This window comes from Cellulosimicrobium sp. KWT-B (assembly GCF_002127155.1).
GTDB classification, from domain to species: Bacteria; Actinomycetota; Actinomycetes; order Actinomycetales; family Cellulomonadaceae; genus Cellulosimicrobium; species Cellulosimicrobium funkei.
In genome coordinates, this window is sequence record NZ_NEDO01000001.1 from 1,001,884 (window position 1) to 1,025,286 (window position 23,403).

Genomic DNA, 23,403 nt, shown 5'->3' on the forward strand with positions numbered 1-23,403 from the left:
CCTAACGAACCCCGCGGCGCGGCGGTCGTGGTCCTCCACAGGCGGAGGTCGATCACGCCAGCAGCCTCACGAACCCGGCGGCGCGGCGGTCGTGGTCCTCCACAGGCGGAGGTCGATCACGCCAGCAGCCTCACGCGCCCGGCGGTGCGGCGGTCGTGGTCCTCCACAGCCACGACCCCGCTACGGTGTCGCCATGGCCTGGACCCTCTGGGTCGCGATCGCGGCGCTCGCCGTCGCCGTCGTGGCCCTCGTCGTCGCGCTGGGGCTGCGCGCCCAGCAGTCGCGCCTGCGGCGCGCGCACGGCGCGGACCTCCCCGTCGAGGAGACGCCCCCCGACGACGACCCGCGCGAGCTCGTCGCGTTCGTCGCCAACCCGTCGAAGCCCGACGTCGTCGGGCTGGAGGCCGTGGTGCGCCGCGCCTTCGCCGACGCCGCGCTCCCGGACCCGCTGTGGTTCGAGACGACGATCGCCGACCCGGGCGTCGGGCAGACCCGCGCCGCGCTCGCCCAGGGGGCGGACGTCGTCGTCGCCGTGGGCGGGGACGGCACCGTGCGCGCGGTCGCGGAGGGCATGGTCGGCAGCGGCCGCACGATGGGCCTCGTGCCCGTCGGCACCGGCAACCTCCTCGCGCGCAACCTCGACCTGCCCGTGGGCGACGCCCGCGCGGCGCTCGCCGTCGTGATCGCGGGGTCGGACCGCCCGATCGACGTCGGCTGGGTCACGGTCCTGCGGTACGCGGACCCCGCGGGCCCCGGGGACGTGGAGGGCACGACCCTCGACCCCGTCCGGGAGCCCGGCAAGGAGCACATCTTCCTCGTCATCGCGGGCCTCGGGTTCGACGCCGCGATGGTCGCCGACGCCGACGACGAGCTCAAGGCCAAGGTCGGGTGGGTCGCGTACTTCGTCGCGGGGATCCGCCACCTGCACGGCCGGCGCATGCGGGCCCGCATCCAGCTCGACGACTCGCCGCCCGTCGACGCGCGGCTGCGCTCGCTCATGATCGGCAACTGCGGCAGGCTCCCCGGCGGCATCACGCTCCTGCCCGACGCCGTGATCGACGACGGCGTGCTCGACGTCGCCGCGGTCGACACGCGCGGCGGCGTCGTGGGGTGGGCGCAGCTCTTCGGCGAGGTCGTCATGCAGGGCCTCGGCGTCCGGAACGACCTGCCCGCCAAGATCGGGCGCATCGACCACGCGCGCGCCCGGCGGGTCCGGGTGCGCGTCGAGGAGGGCGAGCAGGCGCAGGTCGACGGCGACGTGCTGGGCCTCGCCGTCGAGATCGAGACGCGCGTCGACCCCGGTGCGCTGGTGGTGCGCACGGCCTGACGTGCGGCGGCGGGCCACGGGCACGGCCGGTCCGCGGTCGGTGCCGCGCGGTCGATCCACGAGGTCAGTCCGCGCGGGCCGTCTCCGCGTCGATCGCCGACCGCATGACCGCCGCCGGCGGGACGACCCGCTCCCCGCCGACGCGGGTGAGGCCCGCGAGGCCGACGCCGACCATGAGCAGGCGTCCCGCGGCCTCCCGACGTCGCGCGTCGCCGCGGTCGCCGCGGTCGCCGAGGACGTCCGCCAGGACGTCGGTCAGGAGCCCGAGCGTCTCCACGTACGCCCGCGCGACGGCGGGCCGCAGCTGCGCGTGCGCCCCGGCCTCCGCCCACCGGGCGAGCGCCTGGCCGTCACCGCCGGGCCCGAGCAGGTCCTCGAAGAAGAGCTCCAGCGCGGCACGAGCGGAGCGGCCGCGGGCAGCCTCCTCGAAGGCGCCGATCTCGACGTCGGCGTACCGCCGCCACGCCTCGGCGACGAGCTCGTCCGTCGACGCGAAGTGGTGGTGGATCTGCCCCGGCGACCCGCCGAGCTCGTCGGCGACGACGCGCGCGGTGACGGCGCCGAGCCCGTCGCGGCGCACGACGGCCGCGGCCGCCGCGACGATGGAGTCCCGACGCTCCGCGCGCGGCAGGTAGGCCATCAACGACTCCTCGTCCGCGCCGTCGGGGCGCCGTCGGTCAGGGTGTGCAGGAACGCGACGGTACGCGCCCGCAGGCCCTCCCGACGAGTCCGCACGACCTCGTCGGGAGGGGGGTCGAGCGGACCGCCGGACCGGACGGTCCGGACGTTGCGGTGGCAGTCGAGGTCGGTGCACAGCAGGAGGCCCACGCTGCTGAGCCGCTTCCGCGGGTCGCGCGACGGCCGGTGCGCCGCGAACAGCGCGACCTCGTTGAAGCGCCGCGAGAAGCGGCACAGGGCGCACATCACGGCGCGCGAGCCGGCCTCGGCGTGGCTAGGGCTCTGGCGCAGGAGCGCCCCGACCGCGCGCCCGTCGACGTCCGCGACGAGGAACGCGCGGGAGGGCGCGCGCGGGTCGCGCCACCCGAGGTAGTCGAGCTCCTCCCAGCGCAGCGCGTCGAAGTGGCCGGGCAGGCGGACCTTCCCCTCCGCCGGGTCGACGTTGACGATCGCGGACCGCGCCTCGGCGCGGGTCAGCGCACGCACCGTCGCTCCTTCAATTTGTACATGGATACAATTTGTACGCGCTCCCAAGTCTGCTCGTCCAGAAGATTGCGCGCAGCCCCCGTGGAGGCGGCGTGAGCGTCGCGCGCGGACCTGCGCGGACGCGGCCGGGCCGGTCGGGGGCGGTGCGTCGCGCCCCCGTAGGCTGGTCCGGTGACGTTCCCGGCCGCCGCGCTCCCCCCTGCCCGCACCCAGCCCGTCCGCCGGGACCGGGGCCTCGGGCGGCGGACGACGGCGCTCGCCACCGCCGTCGCGCTGCTGCTGACGCTCCTCGCGACGGCGGGCCCGGCGGCGGCGACCACCACGGCGGCAGCGGCGACCGGGGCGCCCCCGGCGGTCGCGGCGGGAGACTCGGGCACCGCGGCCGGCATCGCCGAGACCACGAGCCCGCTCGCCGCCGCACCGACGCACGACCCGCGGCCCGTCGTGCTGGTCGCGGTGGCCGGTCTCTACTGGAGCGACGTCTCCCCCACCGCGACGCCCACGCTGTGGTCGATGATCCGGACGGGGTCCGTCGCGTCGCTCAACCTCGGACGCACGGCGTGCACGACCGACGCGTGGCTCACGCTCTCGGCGGGGCGCATGGTCTCGGCCCAGACGGCGGAGCAGCCCGCGGAGCCGCTCCCCGCCGACGCCGAGGAGCCCGCGAGCGGCTGCCTCCCCCTGCCCGTGCCCGCCGTCGCGACGACCGGCACGACCACGCCCGACGCACGCCCCGCCGACGTCCCCGGCTGGACCGTCCTCACGACGCCCGCCACGGAGGAGACTCCCGCCCAGGCGGCGCGGCACGACCCCGGGACCGCCGCGGCCCGGATCGTCGAGACGGGCGTCTGCACGACCGCCGTCGGGCCGGGTGCCGCGGTGATGCTCGCGGACGCCGTCGGGCACGTCGAGCGGTACGCGCCCTCGCTCGCCGCCCTCCCCGACGGCGGCCTCGACGCGTGCGACGTGACGGTCGTCGACCAGGGCGAGATCGTCGACTCGGCCACCGGCCGCGGCGAGAGCCTCGACGAACTGGACGAGGCTCTCGCCCGGGTCATGGACGAGGTCGACCGGGGCACGCGCGTCGTCGTGGCCGGCGTGTCGGCCGGACCGGTCAGCGAGGCAGGACTCCAGGTCGTCGTCGACTGGCGCAAGGGGCAGCCGACGAGCCGCTGGCTCCACTCGCCGAGCACGCAGCAGGACGGCATCGTCCAGCTCGCCGACCTGACGGCGACCGTCGTGGAGTCGGCGGGCGGCAGCACCGAGGGGCTCGAGGGCGCCGCGCTCGAGCAGGGCGAGGTCCGGCGCATGGACGTGGCCCGCACGGTCGAGAACCGGCAGTACCTCAACGTCCTCACCAGCACCATCCCCACGCTCTACCCCGTGCTCGTGGGCCTTCTCGTCGCCACCCTGGTCCTCGCGCTCGGCGGCGTCCTGTGGGCGCGCCGCGCCGCCGTCCGCCGCGGGCGCGAGCCCGGCCCGGGGCCGCGCGGCCTGCGCGTGCTCTCCGCCGTGCTCATGGTGGCCGCGGCGGCTCCCGTCGCGGCGTCGCTCGCGAGCCTGTCCCGCTGGTGGGTGTGGAGCGCGCCCGCCCCGGCGCTCACGCTCGCGCTCGCGGTGAGCGCGGTCGTCGTCGCCCTCGTCGCGTGGGTCGTCTCGCGCCTCCTTCCCCGGCGCCCCTGGGCGCTGCCGTCGGCCCTCGCCGGGGTGACGTGGCTCGTGCTCACCGTCGACGGCGCGACCGGCACGACGCTCCAGCAGGCCTCCCTGCTCGGGACGTCCGCCGTCGTGGGCTTCACGCGCTTCTACGGCTTCAACAACGTGACCTTCGCCGTGTACGCCGTCGCCGCCCTCGTGCTGGCGGGCGGCCTCGCGTCGGCCGCGACCGCCCGCGGACGACGCCGGCTCGGGGCCTGGTCCGTCGTCGCCGTCGGGGTCGTCACGGTCGTCATCGACGGCTGGCCCGCGTTCGGCGCCGACTTCGGCGGCATCCTCGCCCTCGTGCCCGCGTTCGCCGTCCTCGCGCTCCTCGTGGGCCGCATCCGCATCACGTGGCTCCGCGCGCTCGTCGTCGCGCTCGCGACGGTGCTCGTGGTCGTGGTCGTCGCGGTCGTCGACTGGCTGCTGCCGGGCGGGCGGTCCCACCTCGGCGGGTTCGTCCAGTCCGTCGTGGACGGCGCCGCGCTCGACGTGATCGGCCGCAAGGCGCTCGGCGCCTGGGCGACCCTCGCGAACCCGCTCGGCGCGGTCGCCGCGGTGCTCGTGGTCCTCGTGGCCGTCGCCGTGCTGCGCCCCGAGCGCTTCCGCCTCCCGGAGGTCGCGCGGGCCTACGAGACCTGGCCGGTGCTGCGCCCGCTCGTCGTCGCGCTCGTCGTCGTCGCAGGCGTCGGCTCCGTCCTCAACGACTCGGGCGTCATCATCGCCGTCATGGTCGTGGTGGTCGCGACCGCGATGATCGTGCCGGGGTTCCTCGCGCGCCCCGCGTCACGGCAGACCGCGGGAGCCGTTCCCGAGCCGGGGATCCGGCGCATGCCGACGATGCTCGCGACGGTGGGGGGCGGGCTCCTGCTCGTCGTCCTGCTCGCCGCCACGGTGCTCGCCTCGACGGGGCTCCGACCGGCGGCCAGCGCCGCCCCGGCGGGCGGCGAGGCGTCGGTGACCCGCTCCGACGCGATCGCGACGGACCGGCCGGTCGTCGTCGTCGGGACCACGGGCGTCACGTGGGGCGACGTCACGTCGTCCGCCACCCCGACCCTCCACGCCCTGCTCACCGACGGCGCGGGAGCCGGCGGCGTCTCCCAGCCCACGGGCGCGGCGAGCCGCTGCACCGTCGGCGGCTGGCTCGCGCTCTCCGCCGGGCAGCTCGCCGAGGTCGCGACCGAGCGCGCGCCCGACGGCGCGTGGGCGTGCCCGACGGCGCAGCCCGCCCCCGACGGCGCGGACGGTGCACAGGTCGAGGGCTGGGACGACCTGGTCGCGCTCCAGCGCGGCTCGGGCTACCAGGCGCGCCTCGGCGTCCTCGGCGACGCGCTCGCCGCGGCCGGCGCCGACGGCGCGGTGTGCGCGACGGCGGTGGGCCCCGGCGCGGCGGTCGCCCTCGCGGACTCCGCGGGCCAGGTCGCGCGCTACCGGGACCTCGCTGACGCGACCGCACCCGGCTCCGACGCGTTCGCGTGCCCCGTGACCGTCGTCGACGCGGGCGACGCGACCCCGCCGGCCGTCGACCCCGACCTCCCGGCGGACGAGCGCGCCACGCTGCGCAGCACCCTGCGCGCCGACCGCCTCACCGCGGTCGACGCGACCGTCGGCGCCGTGCTCGACGCCGCTCCGAGCGGCACGACCGTGCTCGTCGTGGACGTGGCCGGGACACCCGGTACGCGGCCCGCGCTCGGCACGACGCTCGTGCGCCCGTCGTCCGACGGCCCCGACCAGTCGCGCTACCTGACGAGCGCCGCCACCCGGACCGACGGCGTCGCGCGCGTGCTCGACGTCCCCGCGACGGTGCTCGACGCCGCGGGCGCCGCCACCCCGGCGCGGATCCAGGACACCCCCCTGGCCTGGGGCTCGCCGCGCCCGGCCGACGCGACGTCGACCGCCGACGCCCTCGCCGACCTCACGACCCGCGACCACGTGCGCCGCGCCGTCTACACCGCGTTCGTCGACGTGCCGCTCTACGCGGGGCTCGTGATCGCCGGGCTCTGCCTCCTGCTCGCGCCGCGCGCCGCGCGCGCGACGGGCGACCGTGCGCGCGCCCGCTGGGCGCGGGCGGCGCACTGGGCCCGCGGGTCCGCGCTCGTCGTCGCCGCGGTGCCGACCGCCGCCTTCCTCGTGTCGCTCACGGGATGGTGGCGGTTCGGGAACCAGACCCTCGCGATCGTCGTCTCCACGGTCCTCGCGACGGCGGCCGTCGCCGGCCTGGGCGCGCTCGCCCCGCGTCGGCCGGTGTGGCTCGGGCCCGGGATCGTCGCGGGCATCACGTTCGCCGTGCTCACGCTCGACGCGCTCGTCGGCACCCCGCTCAACCGGGCCAGCCCGCTCGGCTCGGCACCCACGTTCGGCGCCCGGTTCTACGGGTTCGGGAACCCGACGTTCTCCGTGTACGCGGTCGCGGCGCTCGTCGTCGCGGCGGCGCTCGCGCAGTGGCTCGTCGCACGCGGCCACCGGTACGCCGCCGCGACGACGGTGGGCGTCATCGGCCTCGTGACGATGGTCGTGGACGTGTGGCCGACGCTCGGCGCCGACCTGGGCGGCGGCCTCGTCGTCGTGCCCGCGTTCGCGGTGCTGGGCCTCGCCGCCTCGGGCGCGCGCGTCACGTGGCGCCGCTTCCTGCTCGTCGCCACGGCGGGCGTCGCGCTCGTCGCCGCCGTCGGCGTGCTCGACTGGCTGCGCCCGGCCGACGAGCGCTCGCACCTGGGCCGGTTCGTCGGGCAGGTCGTCGACGGGTCGGCGTGGGAGACGCTGCTGCGCAAGGCGAGCTACGCGGCACGGTCCGTGCTCGGCGGGGTGCCGGTGTGGCTGACGATCGCCGTGCTCGTCGCGGCCGCGCTGCTGCTGTTCTGGCCCCGACGCTTCACGCCGCGCTGGTTCGCGCGCACGGAGGCCGCGTGGCCGCTCGTGCGCCCGACCCTCCTGGCCCTGTGGATCGTGGCCGTCGCGGGCTCCCTCGTCAACGACTTCGGCGTGCGGATCGCGCTCATCGCGCTCATCCCGGCGGTGCCGCTGCTCACCGTCGCCGCGCTCCACGCGGCGGACGCCGGCGACGGCACGGCCGAGGGCGAGCGCGAGGACCCGGACGAGCGCACCGGGGCGGGCTCCGCGACGCGCGTCGGGAGCGTGGCGCCGTGACCGGGACCACCTGTTTCGTCTCCGTGCTGTTCCCCCGCGTGACGCAGCTCGACCTGACCGCGCCCTTCGAGGTCTTCGCGCGTGTGCCCGACGCCGTGAGCCACCTCGCCTGGCACCGCGTCGAGCCCGTGGAGAGCGACTCGGGGCTCACCCTGCTGCCGACCGTGACCTTCGACGACGCCCCGCAGGCGGACGTGCTCATGGTGCCCGGAGGGCAGGGGGCGTTCGACCTGCTGGAGGACGAGGTCGCGCTCGACTTCGTGCGCCGGCAGGCCGCCGGCGCGAGGTACGTGACGAGCGTGTGCACCGGTTCGTTCGTGCTGGCCGCGGCCGGTCTGCTCGAGGGACGTCGCGCCACGACGCACTGGGCCTCCCACCCGATGCTGGAGCTCCTCGGCGTGGTGCCCGAGAAGGCCCGCGTCGTCCGGGACGGCAACGTCATCACGGGCGGCGGCGTGACGAGCGGCATCGACTTCGCCCTGACCGTCGCGGCCGAGCTGTGCGGCCCCGAGGTCGCTCGCGGCATCCAGCTCATGATGGAGTACGAGCCCGCGCCACCCTTCGACTCCGGCTCGCCCGACGGCGCGGACGCCGACCCCGAGCGCGTCGCGATGATGCGGGGGTGGGCGCGCGCGACGCGCGAGGACGTGGTGCGGCGGGCCGCGGCGCGGCTCGGCCGCTGACGCAGGACGCCGCCCGTCCGCGAGGCTCCTAGACGAGGACGAGCTCCGTGCCGCCCGTGGCGTGGTCACCGAGGGCGACGCTCCGGATCGCCGGGTCCTCGTAGGTGTTCCAGTAGTACGTCGACGTGCGGGACGAGAAGAGCCCGGTGTACACCGTGATCTCGAACTCGCCCGACCCCATCGCGGCGCAGCCGTCGACCATCGCGACCTGCTGCAGCGTGTGGAACGCGCGGCTGACGTTCTCCTCCTCGGTGCCCTTCGTCGGGTAGTGGGAGTTGACGTACGCGGCCCGGACGAACCGGGACGGCGAGTAGTAGTCGCCGGGGACGCCGCGCATGTGCGAGCCCGAGCCGAACGGGGCGAGGTGAGCCCGGCCCACGACCGTGTCCTCGGGGAAGTCGGGCGAGACGTTGAGGTAGTTGCGCAGGTTCTCGTGGTGCCAGTCGAACCCGGGCTGGTTCGTGAGCACGTCGACGTCGTCCTGGAACACGTGCAGGCCGTCCGCCGTGTGCTCGAGCACGATCGCCCGCTGCGCGTCGGCGACGATCCAGTGCAGCATCGAGCTGGGGTACTTCTCGTTGATGGGCCGGTCGACGACCACCACGTCCGCCAGGGCCGCCTCGACCTCGTCCACGCTCGCGAACTGCGCGCACACCCACAGCGGGAGCTCGAACGCGGCGACGTTGACCGCGCCGTCGACCGGCCCGGGCGCGTAGGCCGCGTAGCCCGGGAAGTTGAGCCCCGCGACGGCCAGGCCCGCGTCGTTGCCGCAGTCGAAGTAGAGCGGGGTGTCCTCCTCCACGATGCCCATGCCGATGACCGCGTGCTCGATCGCGCGCACCGCGCCGAACGGCGACCGCGGCGCGTAGCCCGTGGGCGTCACCACGACCTGCTGCCCGTAGCCGCTCGTCCAGTCGAGGTTCCGTGCCAGGTACACGCTGCCCTGGTCGTCCGAGAACCTGATCCCTGTGCACATCGCGCTGCCCCCGTCGTCGTCGGCACGGCACGCGGGACCGCGCGCCGCCGGGTCACGTCGTCGTGCCCCGTCCTCCCATCGTGCGTCCGGGCTCGGAGAGGGGCCACCGGCAGGGACGCGGCTCAGGGCTGCAGGTAGACGGCGATGTGCTCCTCGACCGCGCGCTCCGCGCGGTCCGGGTCGGCCGACCGCAGCGCCGCGAGCAGCTCCCGGTGCTGCTCGACGACGGCGTGCGGGTCCTCGTGGTGCGGCGCGTCGCGGACGAAGTACGCGCGGACGCGCGGCTGGATGAGCCGCCAGATCTGCAGCGACTGCGTGTGGCTCGCGGCGGCGATCACCGCCTCGTGGAACTCGAGGTCGAGGTCGGCGAGGCGACGGGCGTCGAGCGGGTCCGCCGCGCGCTCCATCGCCGCCACCGTGCGGTCGAGAGCGTCCAGGAGCGCGGGGTCCTGCGCGCGCGCCGCCGAGCGGAACGCGACCTTCTCGATGACGGTCCGCACCGGGACGAGGATCTCGGCGATCTCCTCCTGGGAGATGTCCACCACGACGGCGCCGCGGTACGGGTGGGAGACGACGAGCCCTTCCTGCTCCAGCACCATGATCGCCTCGCGCACCGGGCCGCGGCTGATGCCGTAGGCGGCGGAGAGGTCGCGCTCGACGAGACGGTCCCCGGCGGCCAGGTCGCCGGAGGCGATGCGTTCGCGCAGGTGGCGCAGGACCCAGTCGCGCCGGGACTCGGGCGGCGATGCGGGCAGGACGGGCACGACGGCGACCTCTCACTCGGGAGGGCACCACCCTAATGCGTGGCCGATGGTTGACCATCTACCATCGAGCGACCTAGAGTCGCGGTCCACGGCACCGACGAGAGGACACCCATGAGGATCACCGCCATCACCGCCGCCGGGCTGCGCGGCGCCACCCCCGAGGGCGGCTGGCAGGAGGAGCTGCGGCAGGACGACGTCGTGCACACCCTGGTCGCCGTCCACACCGACGAGGGTCTCGTCGGCGTCGGCAGCGTGTTCACCACGGAGGACCTCGTGCGCGGCGCGCTCGACGTCCTGCGGCCCCTGCTCCTGGGGGCGAACGCGCTGGAGCCGGAGCGCACGAGCGAGCGGCTGCACCGCACGACGTTCTGGATGGGCCGCGGCGGGTCGATCACGCACGCGATCAGCGGCGTCGACACCGCGCTGTGGGACCTCCTCGGCCAGGCGACGGGCCAGCCCGTCGGGCGCCTCCTCGGTGGGCGGTACCGCGACCGGGTGCGCCCGTACGCGTCCCTGCTCATGGACCAGCCCGACGCGCTGCGCGACCACCTCACCGCGCTGCGCGCCGAGGGGTGGACCGCGTTCAAGATCGGCTGGGGTCCTTTCGGCCGGGTCGACGAGCGGCTCGACGAGCGCATCGTCGCCGCGGCGCGCGACGCCGTCGGCCCCGACGCGATGCTCATGGTCGACGCGGGCGGCAGCGACAGCGCGTGGAGCCAGGGCTACAAGTGGGCCCTGCGCACCGCGCGCATGCTCGACGCGTACGGCGTCGCGTGGTTCGAGGAGCCGCTGCCGCCGGACGCGATCGAGGACTACACGCACCTGCGGCGGCGCTCCCCCGTGCCGATCTCGGGCGGCGAGGTGCTCACGCGTCGGCAGGCGTTCCAGCCGTGGATCGAGGGCGGCGCCCTCGACATCGTGCAGCCCGACGTGACGAAGGTCGGCGGGACGAGCGAGCTGCGGCGCATCGCGTGGTCCGCGCACGACCACGGGGTCAAGCTCGTGCCGCACGGGTGGAACACCGCCGTCGGGCTCGCCACGGACCTCCAGCTCGCCTCCGCCCTGCCGGACACGGACCTCGTCGAGTACGTCACCGGCTCGCCCTACATCGACGACCTGACGACCGACCGCTGGACGCTCGACGCGGACGGGATGCTCCCGATCCCGGACGGTCCCGGGCTCGGCATCACGCTCGACCGCGACCGCCTCGCGCGCTACTGCGACGTCGACGCGCTGCTCGGGAGCGCGTCGTGAGCCCGCGGTCGCTCGTCGTGACGGGCGCGGCGTCGGGGATCGGCCGCGCGGTCGCCGTGGGCGCGGCGCGCGACGGCTGGTTCGTGCACGTGCTGGACCTCGACCCCGACGGCGCCGCGGCCACCGTGGACCTCGCCCGCCAGGCGGGCGGGGACGGGCGCGCGCACGTGCTCGACGTGACCGACGCCGCCGCCGTCGCGGCGGCCGTCGGGACGGTCGCGGAGTCCGGACCGCCGCTGCGCGGCCTCTTCGCGGGCGCCGGGATCGACGTGGGCGGGGCGGCGCACGAGCTCGACCCGGCCACGTGGCGCCGCGTGCTCGACGTCAACGTGACGGGCACGTTCCTCGTCGTGCGCGAGGTGCTGCGCGCGATGATCGACGGCGACGGCGGGAGCGTCGTGCTGTGCGGCTCGCCCGCCGCGACGGTCGGCTTCGCGGCCGGGGGCGCGACGGCGTACGGCGCCTCGAAGGGCGCGGTGTCGTCCATGGTCCGCACCCTCGCGGTCGACTACGCGCGCCACGGGGTCCGGGTGAACGCGATCGTCCCCGGCCCGACGGAGACCCCCCTCATGTGGGCCAACGTGCCCGCCGACGAGGTCGCCGCCACGCGCGCGCAGATCGAGCACGAGGTCCCGCTCGGTCGGCTCGCGCGCCCCGAGGAGATCGCCGAGCCCGTGCTCTGGCTGCTGTCGGACCGCTCGTCGTACACGACCGGGTCGCTCGTCGGGTGCGACGGCGGCGTCCTCGCCAAGTCGTCGATCAGCGTATGAGCGCGCCGGACGCCCCGGCACGTCGCCCCCGGGTCGGGGCGACGTGCTGGGCGATCGGCGACGGCTGGATCCCGCCGTACGGCACGGGCGACGACCCCACCCTCGCGAGCCACGAGAGCCTGTGCCTGCTCAACGCCGGCCCCGACGACGCTCACGTCGAGATCCGGCTCTACTTCGCCGACCGCCCGCCGGCCGGCCCCTACGTCGTGGTGGTCCCCGCCGAGCGGGTGCGCCACGTGACGCTCAACGACCTCGACGACCCCGAGCCCGTGCCCCGCGGCACCGACTACTCGGCCGTCGTCGTCGCGTCGGCGCCCGTCGTCGTGCAGCACACGCGGCTCGACTCGCGGCAGGCCGCCAACGCCCTGTTCAGCACGATCGCCCACCCCGTCGACACCCTTCGAGAGGACCTCCGATGACGCAGACCTCCACCCCGACGACCTCCCGCCGGGGCACGCCGTGAACGCCGCGACGGGCCGGCTCGGCCACGGCGCCCTCACCCCGCTCGTCGTCGCGTCGACCGTCGGGGCGGCGCTGGGCGGGTTCATGTTCGGCTTCGACACGGCCGTGGTCAACGGCGCGGTCGACGCCCTCAAGGCCGAGCTCGGCGTCGGGAGCGCGCTCGTCGGGGTGATCGTCGCGAGCGCGCTCCTCGGCGCGGCCGTGGGCGCCTTCTCCGCGGGCACGATCGCGGACCGCTTCGGGCGACGGCGCCTCATGATGGTCGCGGGGACCCTGTTCGTCACCACGTCGGTGCTGTGCGCCGTCGCGCACGACGGCCCGACCCTCGCGCTGTGGCGCTTCCTGGGAGGCGTCGGGGTGGGGATGGCGTCCGTCGTCGCCCCGCTCTACATCGCCGAGATCGCCCCCGCCCGGCTGCGCGGGCGGCTCGCGACGGCGCAGCAGATGTCGATCGTCCTGGGCATCTTCGCCGCGCTCGTCTCGAACGCGTTCCTCGTCCGCGCCGCGGGCGGGGCCGAGGCGGAGCTGGCCCTCGGCCTGCCCGCCTGGCGATGGATGTTCCTCGTCGCGGTCGTGCCGTCGCTGGCGTACGTGGTCGCGGCGGTCCTGCTGCCCGAGTCGCCGCGCTACCTCGTGATGCGGGGCGACCGGGACGGCGCCGCCCGCGCGCTGCGGCGCCTCCACCGCGTCCCGGAGGGCGACGCGCTGCTGGGCGTCGCGACCATCGAGGGGACGCTCCACGAGGCGCGCCCGGCGTGGTCCCACCTGTTCTCCGGCCCGGGCCGCCTCAAGCCCATCGTCTGGCTGGGGATCGCGCTCGCCGCGCTCCAGGCGCTCGTGGGGATCGACGTCATCTTCTACTACTCGACGTCGCTCTGGGCGCAGGTGGGCTTCGGCGAGCAGCAGGCCTTCTGGCTCTCGGCCCTCACGTCGCTCGTCAACGTCGCGGCGACCGTCGTCGCGATCTTCCTCGTCGACCGCGTGGGTCGGCGTCGCCTCCTGCTCGTGGGGTCGGTGGGCACGACGGTCGCCCTGACCGTCATGGCGACTGGGTTCGCCCAGGCGCGGCAGACCGCGGACGGCGTCGCGTTCGTCGACGCGTGGGGCGTCGTGACCCTGGTCGCGGCGAACGTCTTCGTCGTGGCCTTCGCCGTCTCGTGGGGTCCGGTGGTGTGGATCCTCGTCGGGGAGATGTTCCCCAACCTGCTGCGCGCCCGCGCCGCGTCGCTCGCCGCCGCCGCGAACTGGGCGGCGGGCATCGCCGTCAACCTCACGTTCCCCTCGCTCCGGGACCTGTCGCTCCCCGGCAGCTACGCCCTCTACGCGGTGTTCGCGGCAGCGTCCTTCGTGCTCGTGCTCCGCGCGCTGCCCGAGACGGCGAACCGCCCGCTCGAGGAGATGCGGGAGGACACCGCGTCGGGTGGACACCAATCACTTTAGGATTGTTAAAGTGATTGCATGATCCAGAACTCCATCACCCCGGAGCAGGCCCGTCGTCAGCTCGGCCAGGCGGAGGAGGTCGCCGCCCAGGCCCACCGCGCGACCCGCTGGTACCCCTGGCTCAGCGTCGGGCACGCCGTCGCCGCCCTCGCGTACACGGTCGCGATCGACGTCCTCGACGCACCGTGGTGGCCCGCCACCACGGTGCTCGTGGTCGTCCTCGCCCTGCTGTGGTCCGCCGTCGCGCGGCACCACCGGACGGCGCCCCGGCACTGGGTGCGCGACATGGGCATCGCCCTCATCACCTGGGCGGTGCTGTACTTCGTCATGCTCGACCCGGCGCTCCAGCTCGTCGGCGCGACGACGCCGGCCTGGTGGGTCGTCGCCGGCGTCGTCGCCGCGTCCCCGTTCGCGGCGTGCGCGTTCGCGAGCGCACGCCGGTGAGCCACCCGCGCAAGGGCCTGGACGCGCTCATCCACTCGCCCGTGCGCTTCTCGATCCTCGCCGCCCTGGCGAACGTCGAGAGCGCGGACTTCCGCTTCCTGGCCGACCTGGTCGAGCTGAGCGACTCGTCCCTCTCCCAGGCCCTCACCGCGCTCTCCGACGCGGGCCTCGTGGAGATCCGCAAGGAGGCCGCCGGACGCCGGACGCGCACGTGGGTCCGCATCAGCGACCGCGGGCTCGACGCGTTCCGGCAGCACGTGCGCACGCTCGAGCAGATCGCCCGCACCGGCGCGATCGAGCCCCAGCCCGACCCGACCCCGAGAGGCACCGCACCATGACGCCGACGTTCCGTCGAGCCACCGCCGCCGACGTCCCCGCCGCGGCCCGCACCCTCGCCGCCGCGTTCCACGACTACCCCTGGACCCGCTGGGCCGTCCCGGAGGACGGCTACCCCGAGCGCCTCGCCGCGCTCCAGGAGATCTACCTCGAGCACGCCCTCGCGCACGGGATCGTGGTCGTCCACGACCCGGCGGACGCCGTCGTCGCGCTCATGCCGCCCGACGCCCCCGCTCCCCCCGGGGACGTCCAGGAGCGCGTCGCCGCGCTGCACGGCCCGCGCCTGCAGGCCGTGGCCGCCGCCGAGCTCCCGCCGTCCCCGCCGGACGCGTGGACGCTCGCGACGGTGGGGGTCCTGCCGTCGCTCCAGGGCACCGGGCTCGGCAGCGCGGCGTGCCGGGCCGCCCTGCGCGACCCCGCCCTCGGGGACGCGCCCGTCGCGCTCGAGACCTCCGACGCGCGCAACGTCACCTTCTACGAGCGGCTGGGCTTCGTGCGCACCGCGACCACGCAGGTGCACGACGGTCCCGTCGTGCACGGCATGGTCCGCACGCCGACGCCCTGAGCGCCGCCTCGGTCAGTGGTCGCCCGCGCGCACGCGGTCGACGGCCGAGCGCATCTTGCGCGCGTTCACCGCGAGCAGCACGTCGCGGTACTGGGCGGCGCGGTGGAGCTGGCCCTTGAGGTCGTTCGACGACGCGCGGTGGCGCAGGTCGCACGGCACCTCGACCGCCACGTACCCCTTGCGGAGCAGGTCGATCGTCATGCCCGTCTCGACGCCCCAGCCGCGCGCGAGCGGCGTCGCGGCCTCGAACGCCTCGCGCGTGAGGCACCGCATCCCGGAGAGGGGCTGCGTCGGGGTCCACCCCGTGAGGGACTGGATCGCGCGGCGCGCGGCCCCCACGACGATCCCCCGGCCGCCCGCGCCCGGCTGCGGCGGGAGCAGCGCGATGGCGACGTCCGCGTACCCGTCGAGCACGGGCGCGACGAGCGGCGCGGTGTTCACCGCGGTCTCGCCGAGGTCGCCGTCGATGAAGAGCAGGAGGCGCGGCGGGCGGTCGGCCGCGTCGCGCATCGCGACGACGGCGGCGCCCGTCTCCATGGCCGCGGCCTTCCCGCGGTTGTGGGAGTGCCGCACGACGACGGCGCCCGCCTCGCGCGCGACGTGCTGGGTGTCGTCCTCGCTCCCGTCGTCGACGACGAGCACGAGGTCGACGTGCGGGATGGCCTTCGCGGCGCGCACGGTGGCGGCGATGCGGCGGGACTCGTCCTTCGCGGGGATGATCACCGCGACGCGCTGGCGGACGGCGCGGCCCGTGCGCCCGTCGCCGGCCACGGGGCGCGGCGTGCGCGCCCGCGTGCCGGACGCCGACAGGTACGTCGGCGGCGTGCTCGCCGTGCTCGTGGGGGCACTCCCCGTGTTCTTCCCCGTATCGGTCGACCGATGGTCCGCGTTCACGCCGTCCAGCCTAGTAGTGCAAAGAGTTGGCCGCAGATGTGTCGTCGTTCCACCAGCGGATCCGCTCGGGATCTCCGCAGGACGACCGGGCTGCGTTCCCAGGTCTCCCGGATCCTACTCGACGCGAGAGCCCGCCGACAGGGGCGTCGGCGGGCTCTCGGCGTGGTCGCGCTCCCGCGTCGTGCGCTCGCGCGGGGGCTCCGGATCAGCAGAGCATGCGCGGGGTCAGCGGAGCGTGACCTGCCGGGACACGATGCCCGCGCGCGCACGGCGCTCGTTCGCGTCGAGCGGCTCCGTGACCGCGAGCGCCTCGGTGAGCCGCGCGTCGAGCTCCGCGACCGGGCCCTCGAGCTCGTCCGCCTCCGTGCCGCGGGGCAGCTCCCACACGGGGACGAGCAGGCCGCTCGACCGGAAGGCGCCGACGAACTTGCCGCCCGCGAGGCCGGACTCGCGCTTCGCGTGCAGGCGCGAGATCGCGTCGATGAGGGCGTCCTCCGGCTCGGGGCGGGCCCAGCGCAGGAACTCGCGCGACATGCGGCACCAGTACGCCGACTCGACCGCGTCGAGCTTGACGGTGGGCACCATCGACTCGGCCGCCTGGTCGAGCGAGGCGCGCAGGTCGGGCGTGATCTCCGCCGACGGGTCGAGCCAGAACGCGAAGTCCTCGTGCACGGTGACGTCGAACGGGACGGAGAGGTCGAGCACGTCCTGCAGGCGCGGGCCGGCGTCGGGCAGGGCGCTCGTCTCGATGGACGTGCCGGGCTCGGCGTCGATCGCCTCGAGGAGCGCGGCGGCGAGGTCGCGGCTCGTGTCGCCCGAGCCGGCGAGGGTCTGGACGGCGAGGAGGATCGCGCCGTCCTGGCGGTGCAGCGCGGCCCAGCCGGCGGGCAGGACCGTCACGACGAGGACGTCGCGCGCCCCGTGCTCGGCGGTCGTGCGCGCGGTCGCGGTGGCCGAGGGGACGACCTCGCGCATCGCGACCCAGTCGGTCTCGCCGGGGAGCCCCTCGAACGGGCGCAGCACGAAGTCGGGCGTGGTGTTCTTGGCCATGCGCGGCAGTCTACTGGCGCGGCCTACCGGCGGGGCGGCGCGGCGGGCCGGGTGCGCGGGCGCAGGCGGACGTCGGGCAGCGCGGGCGCGGGCAGGGGTCCGCCGTCGTACCCGACGACCTCGCCGTAGCGGCGCTCGCGCGCGCCGTCGGCGTACCGGGTGCCGCCGCGGTTCGGGCCCTGGTCCCCCGTGACGACGAGCTGGGCCTGCCAGTCCGCGCGGGCGCGCGCGACGTCGTCGTGGGAGCGGCCCACGAAGTTCCACCACATGACGATGTCCTCGCCGAACGGCTCGCCCCCCACGAGCACCGCTCGCGCGGGGGCATCCGGCCCCGCCTCGACGACGAGCGTCGTGCGGCCGGGCTCGACGTACCCGAGCGACGACGGCGGCACCGGCGAGCCCTCGAGCCGCACGACGCCCTCGTCGACGAGGAGGCCGTGCTCGAACGTCGGGTCCACGTCGAGCGTGACGCGCGCGCCGGGCGCGAGGTCGAGCTGCGCCCCGACGATCGGCGTGTACGTCGTGGCGGGCGAGCGCAGGGCGGCGCCGCCCACGCGGAGCGCGCCGAGGAAGACCTGCACGCGCGCGCCGTCGACCGTCGCGACGGGAAGGTCGGCGTGGTGCTCGAACGCGGGCGGGTCCGCGAGGCGGTCGCCCGGGAGCGCGACCCAGAGCTGGACGCCGTGCAGGACCGGGGGCCGCTCGCCGCGCGGCGACTCCTCCGAGTGCGAGATGCCGCGGCCCGCGGTCATGAGGTTGAGCTCGCCGGGCCGCACCGTCTGGAGCGACCCGACGGCGTCGCGGTGCAGGATCTCGCCGGCGAACAGCCACGTGACGGTCTGGAGCCCCGTGTGGGGGTGCGGCGGCACCTGCATGCCGTCCGTGCCGTCACCGATCGCGGGCAGCGGGTCGGGCCCGTAGTGGTCGAGGAAGCACCACGCGCCGACGAGCGACCGCGCGCGCTGCGGGATCGTCCGCCGCACCCGCATCGCCCGGGTGCCCCCGAGCGGGACGTCGCGGTGCTCGAGGATCTCGACCGCGGCGCCTCCGCCGTCGTCGTGGGGCGCGCCCGCCGAGCAGACGCGCTCCTCGGGCCGGGTCTCGAGGTTGCTCATGGCACGAGCGTAGGCGCGCGGGGCGGCGCCGTCCTGCGCCTGTCGACGGTCTTCGCGTCGGGCCGTGCCCGCGGGAGAATGGGGACGAGGCCCCTCGGAGCAGGATTCCGAGGGGCCTCGCCGTGTCCGCGCGACCCCGGGGCGGTCGGGCCGGGTGGCCCGTCGGGGCGCCGCTCGCGACGTGGCGGCCCGGCGCCCTCGCGTCCGCCCGGGTGCCCGGGCAGGTGCGGTGACGCCGATCGCGGTCGGCCTTCCGGGTCCGGTAGGAACCTGCGCCGTCGCGCGCAGCCCCGCAGCAGGGGGTGGCGGGTCGTCCACCGTTCTCCGGTCGGCCGTGCCCTCGCGTGCGCGGCGAGACGTCGTGCGGTCCTGGCGAGGCCCTCAGACCCCTGCGTGATGCGTGCCGGAACCCCGTCGTCCGTGTGCGCCCGTCCGGGCCGTTACGGACGTTTGTAGTCCTCGGCCCGGGGGTCTGCAAGAGTTCCCACCGTTGTCATTTGGGCCGCCCGGATGACCACAGGTTCATCCACAGGGCGGCCCGCGCCGTTCCCACGCCGCCCACAGGCCTGTGGATGAATTCTGTGGACAGGCCTCGCCGCGGGCCAGGCCCGTCCGACCCCGCGGCGCGGCCCGTGCGCACGCCCTCAGACCCAGAACCGCGCCGTGGGTGCCGCCGCCGGGGAGAGCCGCTCGTCGAGGTCGAGGTCGCGCACGACGAACCCGCCGTCGTCGACGAGCGTCCCCGCGAGCCGGCCCTGGAGCATCGCCGCGAGCCGGGCGAGCAGCACCCGGGCGCGCGAGCGCGCGATGACGTGCAGCCCCGAGGGCCGCTCGACCGCGAGCTCGTCCGGCTCGGTCGGCACCCACGTGAGGCGGTAGGCGTGCGGCCCGTGCTCGCGCCAGTCGAGGCCGTCGAGCGCGAGCGGGACCCGCGCGACGCGTCGGGCCTCGAGCCGCACCGCGCCGTCGTACGGGGTCTCGCCCGACAGCACGTACTCCGCGAGGCCGTCCGCGCCCGGCCGCACCGCGACGACCCCCGCGCCGGGGACCGTCGTGCGCAGGACGCCGAGCGCGTCGTCGGGCCCGAGCACGTGGGCGCTGTACAGCGTGAGGTCGACGCCCGACGCCGGGTCGGGCGTGAGGACGGTCCGGCCGTCCGCGACGACCGCGCCGCCGACGCGCCGGGCCGCGGCGACGGCCCAGCCCAGCACGCGGAGCTCGAGCCCCTGCGGCAGCCCTGCCGGGAACGCGCGCACCAGCCCGTCGCGGTCGTCGGTCACAGAGCCGGTCGACGTGCCGGTCGACGTGTCGGCCCAGGCGCCGGTCCGCGCGCGGGGCGCGAGCCGCGCGTCGGGGTGGTCGACGTGCAGCGCGAACGCCTCGGCGCCCCCGCCCGCGAGGCCGAGCGCCTGCGTCTGCGGCGGCGTGAGCGCGAAGGGCCCGACGACGCGCGCCCCCTCGGCGAGGCGCAGCTCGCCCGGTGCGACGACGCCGTCGGGCACCACGCCACGGAACCGCGCGCCGGCCATGGGGCGCGCCGCTCCCCCGCCGCCCGGCGGGGTCGTCCAGGCCGCACCGGCGAACCAGGCGCGCGCGAGCGCGTCCACGGGCGTGCGGGCCGCGCCGCGCGAGCGGGGCGTCGCGAGCAGGTGCGCACCGGCGTGCGCGTCCGGCACCAGGCCGGCGACGGGGGCGTCCATGACCGGAACGTAGAGCGCCCCGGAGGCGACGGTGTTACGGCGGTGTCACGAGCGTGGGTCCGCTCACGGGGACCCCGCGGGCGTCAGGCGCCGACGTCGTGGAGGTGGTGGACGACGTCGTGCACGAAGTACTGCCCCAGCGTCCGGACGGTGAAGACCGACCCGTTCGAGCGCCGGCCGGGGCGCTCCCACTGGTCGGGGACGAGCACGTCGAAGCGGCCCGCGACACGGTCGCCCGCGATCCGGAGCTCGCGCGCGACGACGGCCGGGTCCTGGTGCGCGTAGTCCTCCGCGACCGCCGTCGCGTCCTGGTCCCAGTTGGCGAACTGCGGGTCGTCGCCCTCGACCATGGACTGCACGCGCACGTCGAACACCGTGAAGACGTCGCGGACGTGCGCGGCGTACTCGAGCACCGACCACGTCGTCGCATCGGGGCGGGTCCGCGCGTCGGGCCGGCCCAGGGCCGCGACGTAGCGCGGGACGGCGTCGCGCACGACGGCGCCCACGCGGTCGGGCGTGACCCCGCCCGCGACGAACCCGCACTCGGGGCACGGCCGCTCCATGACCCACGTCCAGTCCTTGGTGTCCGCGGGGACGGGCGGGAACTCCGGGTCCGGGGCGGCGGGGGCGCCCTCGGGCGACGCGGTCGTGTCCATGGCGGCAGTGTGCCAGACGGCGCAGCGCCCTCCGCGGGCCGGTCGCCCGGGATTAGCGTTCTGACACGAACTGCCTATGATGTCAGCATGCCCAAGATCATCGGAGGGTCCCTCCACGAGCACCGCGCCCAGACCCGGCAGAAGCTCTTCGCGGCGCTCTCGACCCTCATGATGGACCGGGGCTTCGACGCCATCTCGCTCGCGGACATCGCCGCCGCCGCCGGGGTCGGCCGCACCGCGGTGTACAACCACTTCCCCGACAAGGAGGCCCTGCTCCTCGGGTTCATCACCCACGAGACGGAGCAGTACGTCGGGACGCTGGAGCGCGCGCTGGAGCACGTGGACGACCCGGTGGAGCAGCTGCGGACGTACATCCGCCAGCAGGCGCAGCTCAAGCGCATCTTCCACCTCGCCCCGGGGCCGGACCTGCGCACCGTGCTCTCGCGCACCACGCGCCAGCGGCTGCGCGAGCACGCCGAGCTCGTCGAGGCGATCCTGCGCCGCATCGTCCGCTCGGGGATCGAGGCGGGCGAGTTCCCCGCGCAGGACATCGACACGACCGTCCAGCTCGTCAACGCGTGCCTGTCCGGGCGGCTCGTGCCCGACGACCCGGTCGCGCGCGAGCAGGCGATCGAGGCGACGGAGGCGTTCGTGCTGCGCGCTGTGGGGGCCGACGCGGCCTCGCCCGCGCTCGCGGGCTGACGACCGGAGCGCCGCCGAGCCGCGCCGCGGGCCCTCCGGTCCGCTGCCCGCAGAAGCCGCCCGGCTCTGGTCCTGCCCGCGACGGCCGTCACCTAGCCTCGGTACGTGCCGATCCTCCGCCGCCGCAGGCCGCGCGACGCGCCCGCCCGAGCGCGCTCAGGGCTCGGCGCACCGTTCCGGAACGTCTTCGCCGCCAACCTCAGCTCCAGCCTGGGCGACGGCATCGCGCGCGTCGCCGCACCCCTGCTCGCGGCACGGCTCACCGACGACCCGTTCCTCGTCTCCGGCGTCGCCGCCGTCTCGCTCCTGCCGTGGCTGCTCTTCGCCATCCCCGCGGGCGTCCTCCTCGACCGCGTCGACCGGCGCCGCGCGCTCGCGGCCGCGAACGCCGCGCGCACGCTCCTCGCCGGCGGGCTCGTCGTCCTCGCCGCGACGGGCACGCTGACGATCTGGTGGCTGTTCGCCGTCGTGTTCCTCTACGGCGCGCTCGAGACCGTGTACGACGGCGCGATCCGCGCGGTGCTGCCGTCGATCGTGGGCCCGGTCGACCTTCCCCGCGCGAACTCGCGCATCGAGGCGGGCGAGATCACCGTCCAGAACTTCCTCTCCGCGCCGCTCACGTCAGCGCTCTTCGCCGTCGCCGTCGTCGTGCCGCTCGGCACGGGCGCCGCCGCCTACGCCGTCGCGGGTGCGCTCGCCCTGTTCCTGCCCGCCGTCGCGGCGGGCGAGCACCGCGCCGCGCCGGCCGACGGCGTGGAGACCGCACCACCGTGGTTCCGTCAGCTCGGCGACGGCTTCCGCTACCTGTGGGCGCACCCGACGTTGCGACCCCTGTGGATGCTGTCCGTCGTCGTCGGGCTGTGCTTCTCCGCCGCGACGGCCACGACCGTGCTCTACGTCCTCGACGTGCTGGACGTCCCGGAGGCCTGGTACGGCACGTTCCTGCTCGTGGGGGCCGCGGGGTCGCTCGTCGCGGCGGCCCTGGCGAACCCGACGAAGGAGCGCTTCGGAACGGGGCGGACCGTCGCGGTCGCGAACCTCGTCACGCCCGTCTCGCTCGTGCTCCTCGGCGTCGTGCCGCTCCTGCCCGCCGGGGGCGTCGTCGCCGCCGCCGTGCTGCTCGGGGTGGGGTTCGGCGCGGTGACCCTCTGGAACGTGCTCGTCATGTCGTTGCGGCAGGCGATGATCCCCGGTCGGCTGCTCGGCCGGGTCCACGGCACCTGGCGCACGCTGCTGTGGGGGGTCATGCCGCTCGGGTCGTTCCTCGGCGGGCTCCTCGCGCGCTCCGACCTGACGGCGCCGCTCGTCGTGGGCGGTGGCCTGGGCACGCTCGCGGCGGGACTCGGCTTTCGGTTCCTCACGAGGCTTCCCGACCCTGAGGACGTCGACCGGATGACGGACAGAGGATAGGCAAGCCTCACCTCCGTGGGTTACAGTTCCTGACGCATCGTCATGACACGGCGTCAGGACGTGCTGCCCCGCCCCGACGCACCCGCAGGAGCCACCCCGTGACTGCCCTCACCCAAGACCTCCACCGCGCCGACGAGTCCGTCCCGCTGTCGCAGCGGCTGCGCGAGGGCACGCGCCCCGAGCACGAGCAGGCCGAGGGCTCCGGGTTCGTCGAGCGGCTCATGTCCGGGCGCCTCGACGTCGCCGCGTACGCCGACCTCGCCGCCCAGCAGTGGGCCATCTACGGCGCGCTCGAGGACGCGAGCGCCGCGATGCGCGACGACGCCCAGGGCGCGAGCCTCGTGTTCGACGAGCTGACGCGCACGCCCGAGATCGAGAAGGACCTCACGTTCCTCGTGGGCCCCGACTGGGCCGAGCGCGTGACGATCCACCCCGCGACCGAGCGCTACGTCGCCCGCCTGCGCACGGTCGGCGGGTCGCTGCCGGCATACGCGGCGCACGCCTACACGCGCTACCTCGGCGACCTCTCGGGCGGGCAGATCATCAAGCGCATGCTCGAGCGCCACTACGGGCTCTCCGGCGACGGCCTCGCCTTCTACACGTTCGTCGAGATCCCCAAGTCCAAGCCGTTCAAGGACGTCTACCGCGAGCGCCTCGACGCTCTGGTCCTCACCCCCGAGCAGCTCGACGAGACCGTCGCCGAGGCCAAGCACGCCTTCCGCCTCAACAGCGACCTCTTCGCCGACCTGGGCGCAGCCCACCCGTAGCCCTTGAATCGGCCGCGCCCGCCATCCCGGCTCCGTCGACCATGCGGTTGCGGCTCGTCTGATCCGACTGACGGGCCAG

The 23,403-nt window shown here is 75.8% G+C and carries 22 protein-coding genes; 13 read left to right on the forward strand and 9 right to left on the reverse strand.

Annotated elements, in window-relative coordinates; all coding sequences use genetic code 11:
• Positions 1-193: 193 nt before the first annotated feature.
• Positions 194-1,327: a diacylglycerol kinase family protein gene (locus B9L22_RS04355; protein ID WP_043655302.1), complete on the forward strand. Its 1,134-nt coding sequence runs from the start codon at positions 194-196 to the stop codon at positions 1,325-1,327.
• 64 nt (positions 1,328-1,391) lie between these two features.
• Here B9L22_RS04355 and B9L22_RS04360 read toward each other — a convergent pair whose 3' ends face one another.
• Complete coding sequence (locus B9L22_RS04360) at positions 1,392-1,967, reverse strand: TetR/AcrR family transcriptional regulator (protein WP_198947194.1); 576 nt, start codon at positions 1,965-1,967, stop codon at positions 1,392-1,394.
• Positions 1,967-2,491, reverse strand: a complete 525-nt coding sequence (locus B9L22_RS04365) for an FBP domain-containing protein (protein ID WP_085386688.1) — start codon at positions 2,489-2,491, stop codon at positions 1,967-1,969. The genes B9L22_RS04360 and B9L22_RS04365 overlap by 1 nt, the downstream gene beginning before the upstream one ends.
• A gap of 171 nt (positions 2,492-2,662) precedes the next feature.
• On the opposite strand from B9L22_RS04365, the gene B9L22_RS20410 reads away from it, so the two are divergent.
• Together B9L22_RS20410 and B9L22_RS20415 are read left to right on the forward strand one after the other, a co-directional pair.
• Positions 2,663-7,336, forward strand: a complete 4,674-nt coding sequence (locus B9L22_RS20410) for a hypothetical protein (RefSeq protein ID WP_086149327.1) — start codon at positions 2,663-2,665, stop codon at positions 7,334-7,336.
• Positions 7,333-8,019, forward strand: a complete 687-nt coding sequence (locus tag B9L22_RS20415) for a DJ-1/PfpI family protein (protein WP_233139723.1) — start codon at positions 7,333-7,335, stop codon at positions 8,017-8,019. The genes B9L22_RS20410 and B9L22_RS20415 overlap by 4 nt, the downstream gene beginning before the upstream one ends.
• A gap of 28 nt (positions 8,020-8,047) precedes the next feature.
• Here the strand turns inward: B9L22_RS20415 and bsh are convergent, their stop codons facing one another.
• Both bsh and B9L22_RS04385 read right to left on the reverse strand, forming a co-directional pair.
• Positions 8,048-8,995 (reverse strand): choloylglycine hydrolase, encoded by a 948-nt coding sequence (bsh, locus tag B9L22_RS04380; protein WP_021482494.1) that lies wholly within the window; start codon positions 8,993-8,995, stop codon positions 8,048-8,050.
• A 122-nt stretch (positions 8,996-9,117) separates the two neighbouring features.
• Positions 9,118-9,759 (reverse strand): GntR family transcriptional regulator, encoded by a 642-nt coding sequence (locus B9L22_RS04385; RefSeq protein WP_086149328.1) that lies wholly within the window; start codon positions 9,757-9,759, stop codon positions 9,118-9,120.
• 111 nt (positions 9,760-9,870) lie between these two features.
• On the opposite strand from B9L22_RS04385, the gene B9L22_RS04390 reads away from it, so the two are divergent.
• The 7 genes from B9L22_RS04390 to B9L22_RS04420 are packed head-to-tail and all read left to right on the forward strand — an operon-like array spanning position 9,871 to position 15,030.
• The gene (locus B9L22_RS04390) at positions 9,871-11,013 is read left to right on the forward strand and encodes a mandelate racemase/muconate lactonizing enzyme family protein (RefSeq protein WP_061267215.1); all 1,143 of its coding nucleotides are present in this window, start codon (positions 9,871-9,873) and stop codon (positions 11,011-11,013) included.
• Positions 11,010-11,783, forward strand: a complete 774-nt coding sequence (locus B9L22_RS04395; RefSeq protein ID WP_086149329.1) for an SDR family NAD(P)-dependent oxidoreductase — start codon at positions 11,010-11,012, stop codon at positions 11,781-11,783. The genes B9L22_RS04390 and B9L22_RS04395 overlap by 4 nt, the downstream gene beginning before the upstream one ends.
• The gene (locus tag B9L22_RS04400) at positions 11,780-12,202 is read left to right on the forward strand and encodes a sensory rhodopsin transducer (protein ID WP_086149330.1); all 423 of its coding nucleotides are present in this window, start codon (positions 11,780-11,782) and stop codon (positions 12,200-12,202) included. The genes B9L22_RS04395 and B9L22_RS04400 overlap by 4 nt, the downstream gene beginning before the upstream one ends.
• 40 nt (positions 12,203-12,242) lie before the next feature.
• Positions 12,243-13,685, forward strand: coding sequence for a sugar porter family MFS transporter (locus tag B9L22_RS04405; protein WP_086149331.1), 1,443 nt, complete (start codon positions 12,243-12,245; stop codon positions 13,683-13,685).
• Between the two features lie 18 nt (positions 13,686-13,703).
• Positions 13,704-14,129: a hypothetical protein gene (locus B9L22_RS04410; RefSeq protein ID WP_086149332.1), complete on the forward strand. Its 426-nt coding sequence runs from the start codon at positions 13,704-13,706 to the stop codon at positions 14,127-14,129.
• On the forward strand, positions 14,126-14,467 hold the full coding sequence (locus tag B9L22_RS04415; protein WP_021482310.1) for a transcriptional regulator: 342 nt from the start codon (positions 14,126-14,128) through the stop codon (positions 14,465-14,467). The genes B9L22_RS04410 and B9L22_RS04415 overlap by 4 nt, the downstream gene beginning before the upstream one ends.
• A complete protein-coding gene (locus B9L22_RS04420; protein WP_086149333.1) occupies positions 14,464-15,030 on the forward strand; it encodes a GNAT family N-acetyltransferase in 567 nt (188 codons plus the stop codon). The genes B9L22_RS04415 and B9L22_RS04420 overlap by 4 nt, the downstream gene beginning before the upstream one ends.
• Positions 15,031-15,042: 12 nt before the next feature.
• Here B9L22_RS04420 and B9L22_RS04425 read toward each other — a convergent pair whose 3' ends face one another.
• The 5 genes from B9L22_RS04425 to B9L22_RS04445 all read right to left on the reverse strand — a co-directional run bounded on the left by B9L22_RS04425 (position 15,043) and on the right by B9L22_RS04445 (position 20,445).
• The gene (locus B9L22_RS04425) at positions 15,043-15,924 is read right to left on the reverse strand and encodes a glycosyltransferase family 2 protein (RefSeq protein WP_082774333.1); all 882 of its coding nucleotides are present in this window, start codon (positions 15,922-15,924) and stop codon (positions 15,043-15,045) included.
• Between the two features lie 225 nt (positions 15,925-16,149).
• Positions 16,150-16,974, reverse strand: coding sequence for a DUF5926 family protein (locus B9L22_RS04430; RefSeq protein WP_061267219.1), 825 nt, complete (start codon positions 16,972-16,974; stop codon positions 16,150-16,152).
• Positions 16,975-16,997: 23 nt separating this feature from the next.
• Positions 16,998-18,089 carry a pirin family protein gene (locus B9L22_RS04435; protein WP_086149334.1) on the reverse strand — a complete coding sequence of 364 codons (1,092 nt, stop codon included), beginning with the start codon at positions 18,087-18,089 and terminating at the stop codon, positions 16,998-17,000.
• Positions 18,090-18,733: 644 nt separating this feature from the next.
• Positions 18,734-19,789 carry a hypothetical protein gene (locus B9L22_RS04440; protein WP_086149335.1) on the reverse strand — a complete coding sequence of 352 codons (1,056 nt, stop codon included), beginning with the start codon at positions 19,787-19,789 and terminating at the stop codon, positions 18,734-18,736.
• An 83-nt stretch (positions 19,790-19,872) separates the two neighbouring features.
• The gene (locus B9L22_RS04445) at positions 19,873-20,445 is read right to left on the reverse strand and encodes a DinB family protein (protein WP_086149336.1); all 573 of its coding nucleotides are present in this window, start codon (positions 20,443-20,445) and stop codon (positions 19,873-19,875) included.
• Between the two features lie 87 nt (positions 20,446-20,532).
• On the opposite strand from B9L22_RS04445, the gene B9L22_RS04450 reads away from it, so the two are divergent.
• From B9L22_RS04450 to B9L22_RS04460, 3 genes are all read left to right on the forward strand, one after another.
• A complete protein-coding gene (locus B9L22_RS04450) occupies positions 20,533-21,147 on the forward strand; it encodes a TetR/AcrR family transcriptional regulator (protein ID WP_086149337.1) in 615 nt (204 codons plus the stop codon).
• A 105-nt stretch (positions 21,148-21,252) separates the two neighbouring features.
• Complete coding sequence (locus B9L22_RS04455; protein ID WP_086149338.1) at positions 21,253-22,557, forward strand: MFS transporter; 1,305 nt, start codon at positions 21,253-21,255, stop codon at positions 22,555-22,557.
• Between the two features lie 98 nt (positions 22,558-22,655).
• Positions 22,656-23,324: a heme oxygenase (biliverdin-producing) gene (locus tag B9L22_RS04460; RefSeq protein ID WP_086149339.1), complete on the forward strand. Its 669-nt coding sequence runs from the start codon at positions 22,656-22,658 to the stop codon at positions 23,322-23,324.
• The last annotated feature ends 79 nt before the right edge of the window (positions 23,325-23,403 follow it).

Excerpts from the sequence above, each read along its gene's own strand:
- B9L22_RS04410 (WP_086149332.1), top strand. The coding sequence starts at position 13,704 with ATGATCCAGAACTCCATCACCCCGGAGCAGGCCCGTCGTCAGCTCGGC.
- B9L22_RS04450 (WP_086149337.1), top strand. The coding sequence starts at position 20,533 with ATGCCCAAGATCATCGGAGGGTCCCTCCACGAGCACCGCGCCCAGACC.
- bsh (WP_021482494.1), bottom strand. The coding sequence starts at position 8,995 with ATGTGCACAGGGATCAGGTTCTCGGACGACCAGGGCAGCGTGTACCTG.
- B9L22_RS04445 (WP_086149336.1), bottom strand. The coding sequence starts at position 20,445 with ATGGACACGACCGCGTCGCCCGAGGGCGCCCCCGCCGCCCCGGACCCG.
- B9L22_RS04360 (WP_198947194.1), bottom strand. The coding sequence starts at position 1,967 with ATGGCCTACCTGCCGCGCGCGGAGCGTCGGGACTCCATCGTCGCGGCG.
- B9L22_RS04420 (WP_086149333.1), top strand. The coding sequence starts at position 14,464 with ATGACGCCGACGTTCCGTCGAGCCACCGCCGCCGACGTCCCCGCCGCG.
- B9L22_RS04435 (WP_086149334.1), bottom strand. The coding sequence starts at position 18,089 with ATGAGCAACCTCGAGACCCGGCCCGAGGAGCGCGTCTGCTCGGCGGGC.
- B9L22_RS04430 (WP_061267219.1), bottom strand. The coding sequence starts at position 16,974 with ATGGCCAAGAACACCACGCCCGACTTCGTGCTGCGCCCGTTCGAGGGG.
- B9L22_RS04400 (WP_086149330.1), top strand. The coding sequence starts at position 11,780 with ATGAGCGCGCCGGACGCCCCGGCACGTCGCCCCCGGGTCGGGGCGACG.
- B9L22_RS04390 (WP_061267215.1), top strand. The coding sequence starts at position 9,871 with ATGAGGATCACCGCCATCACCGCCGCCGGGCTGCGCGGCGCCACCCCC.
- B9L22_RS04355 (WP_043655302.1), top strand. The coding sequence starts at position 194 with ATGGCCTGGACCCTCTGGGTCGCGATCGCGGCGCTCGCCGTCGCCGTC.
- B9L22_RS04440 (WP_086149335.1), bottom strand. The coding sequence starts at position 19,789 with ATGGACGCCCCCGTCGCCGGCCTGGTGCCGGACGCGCACGCCGGTGCG.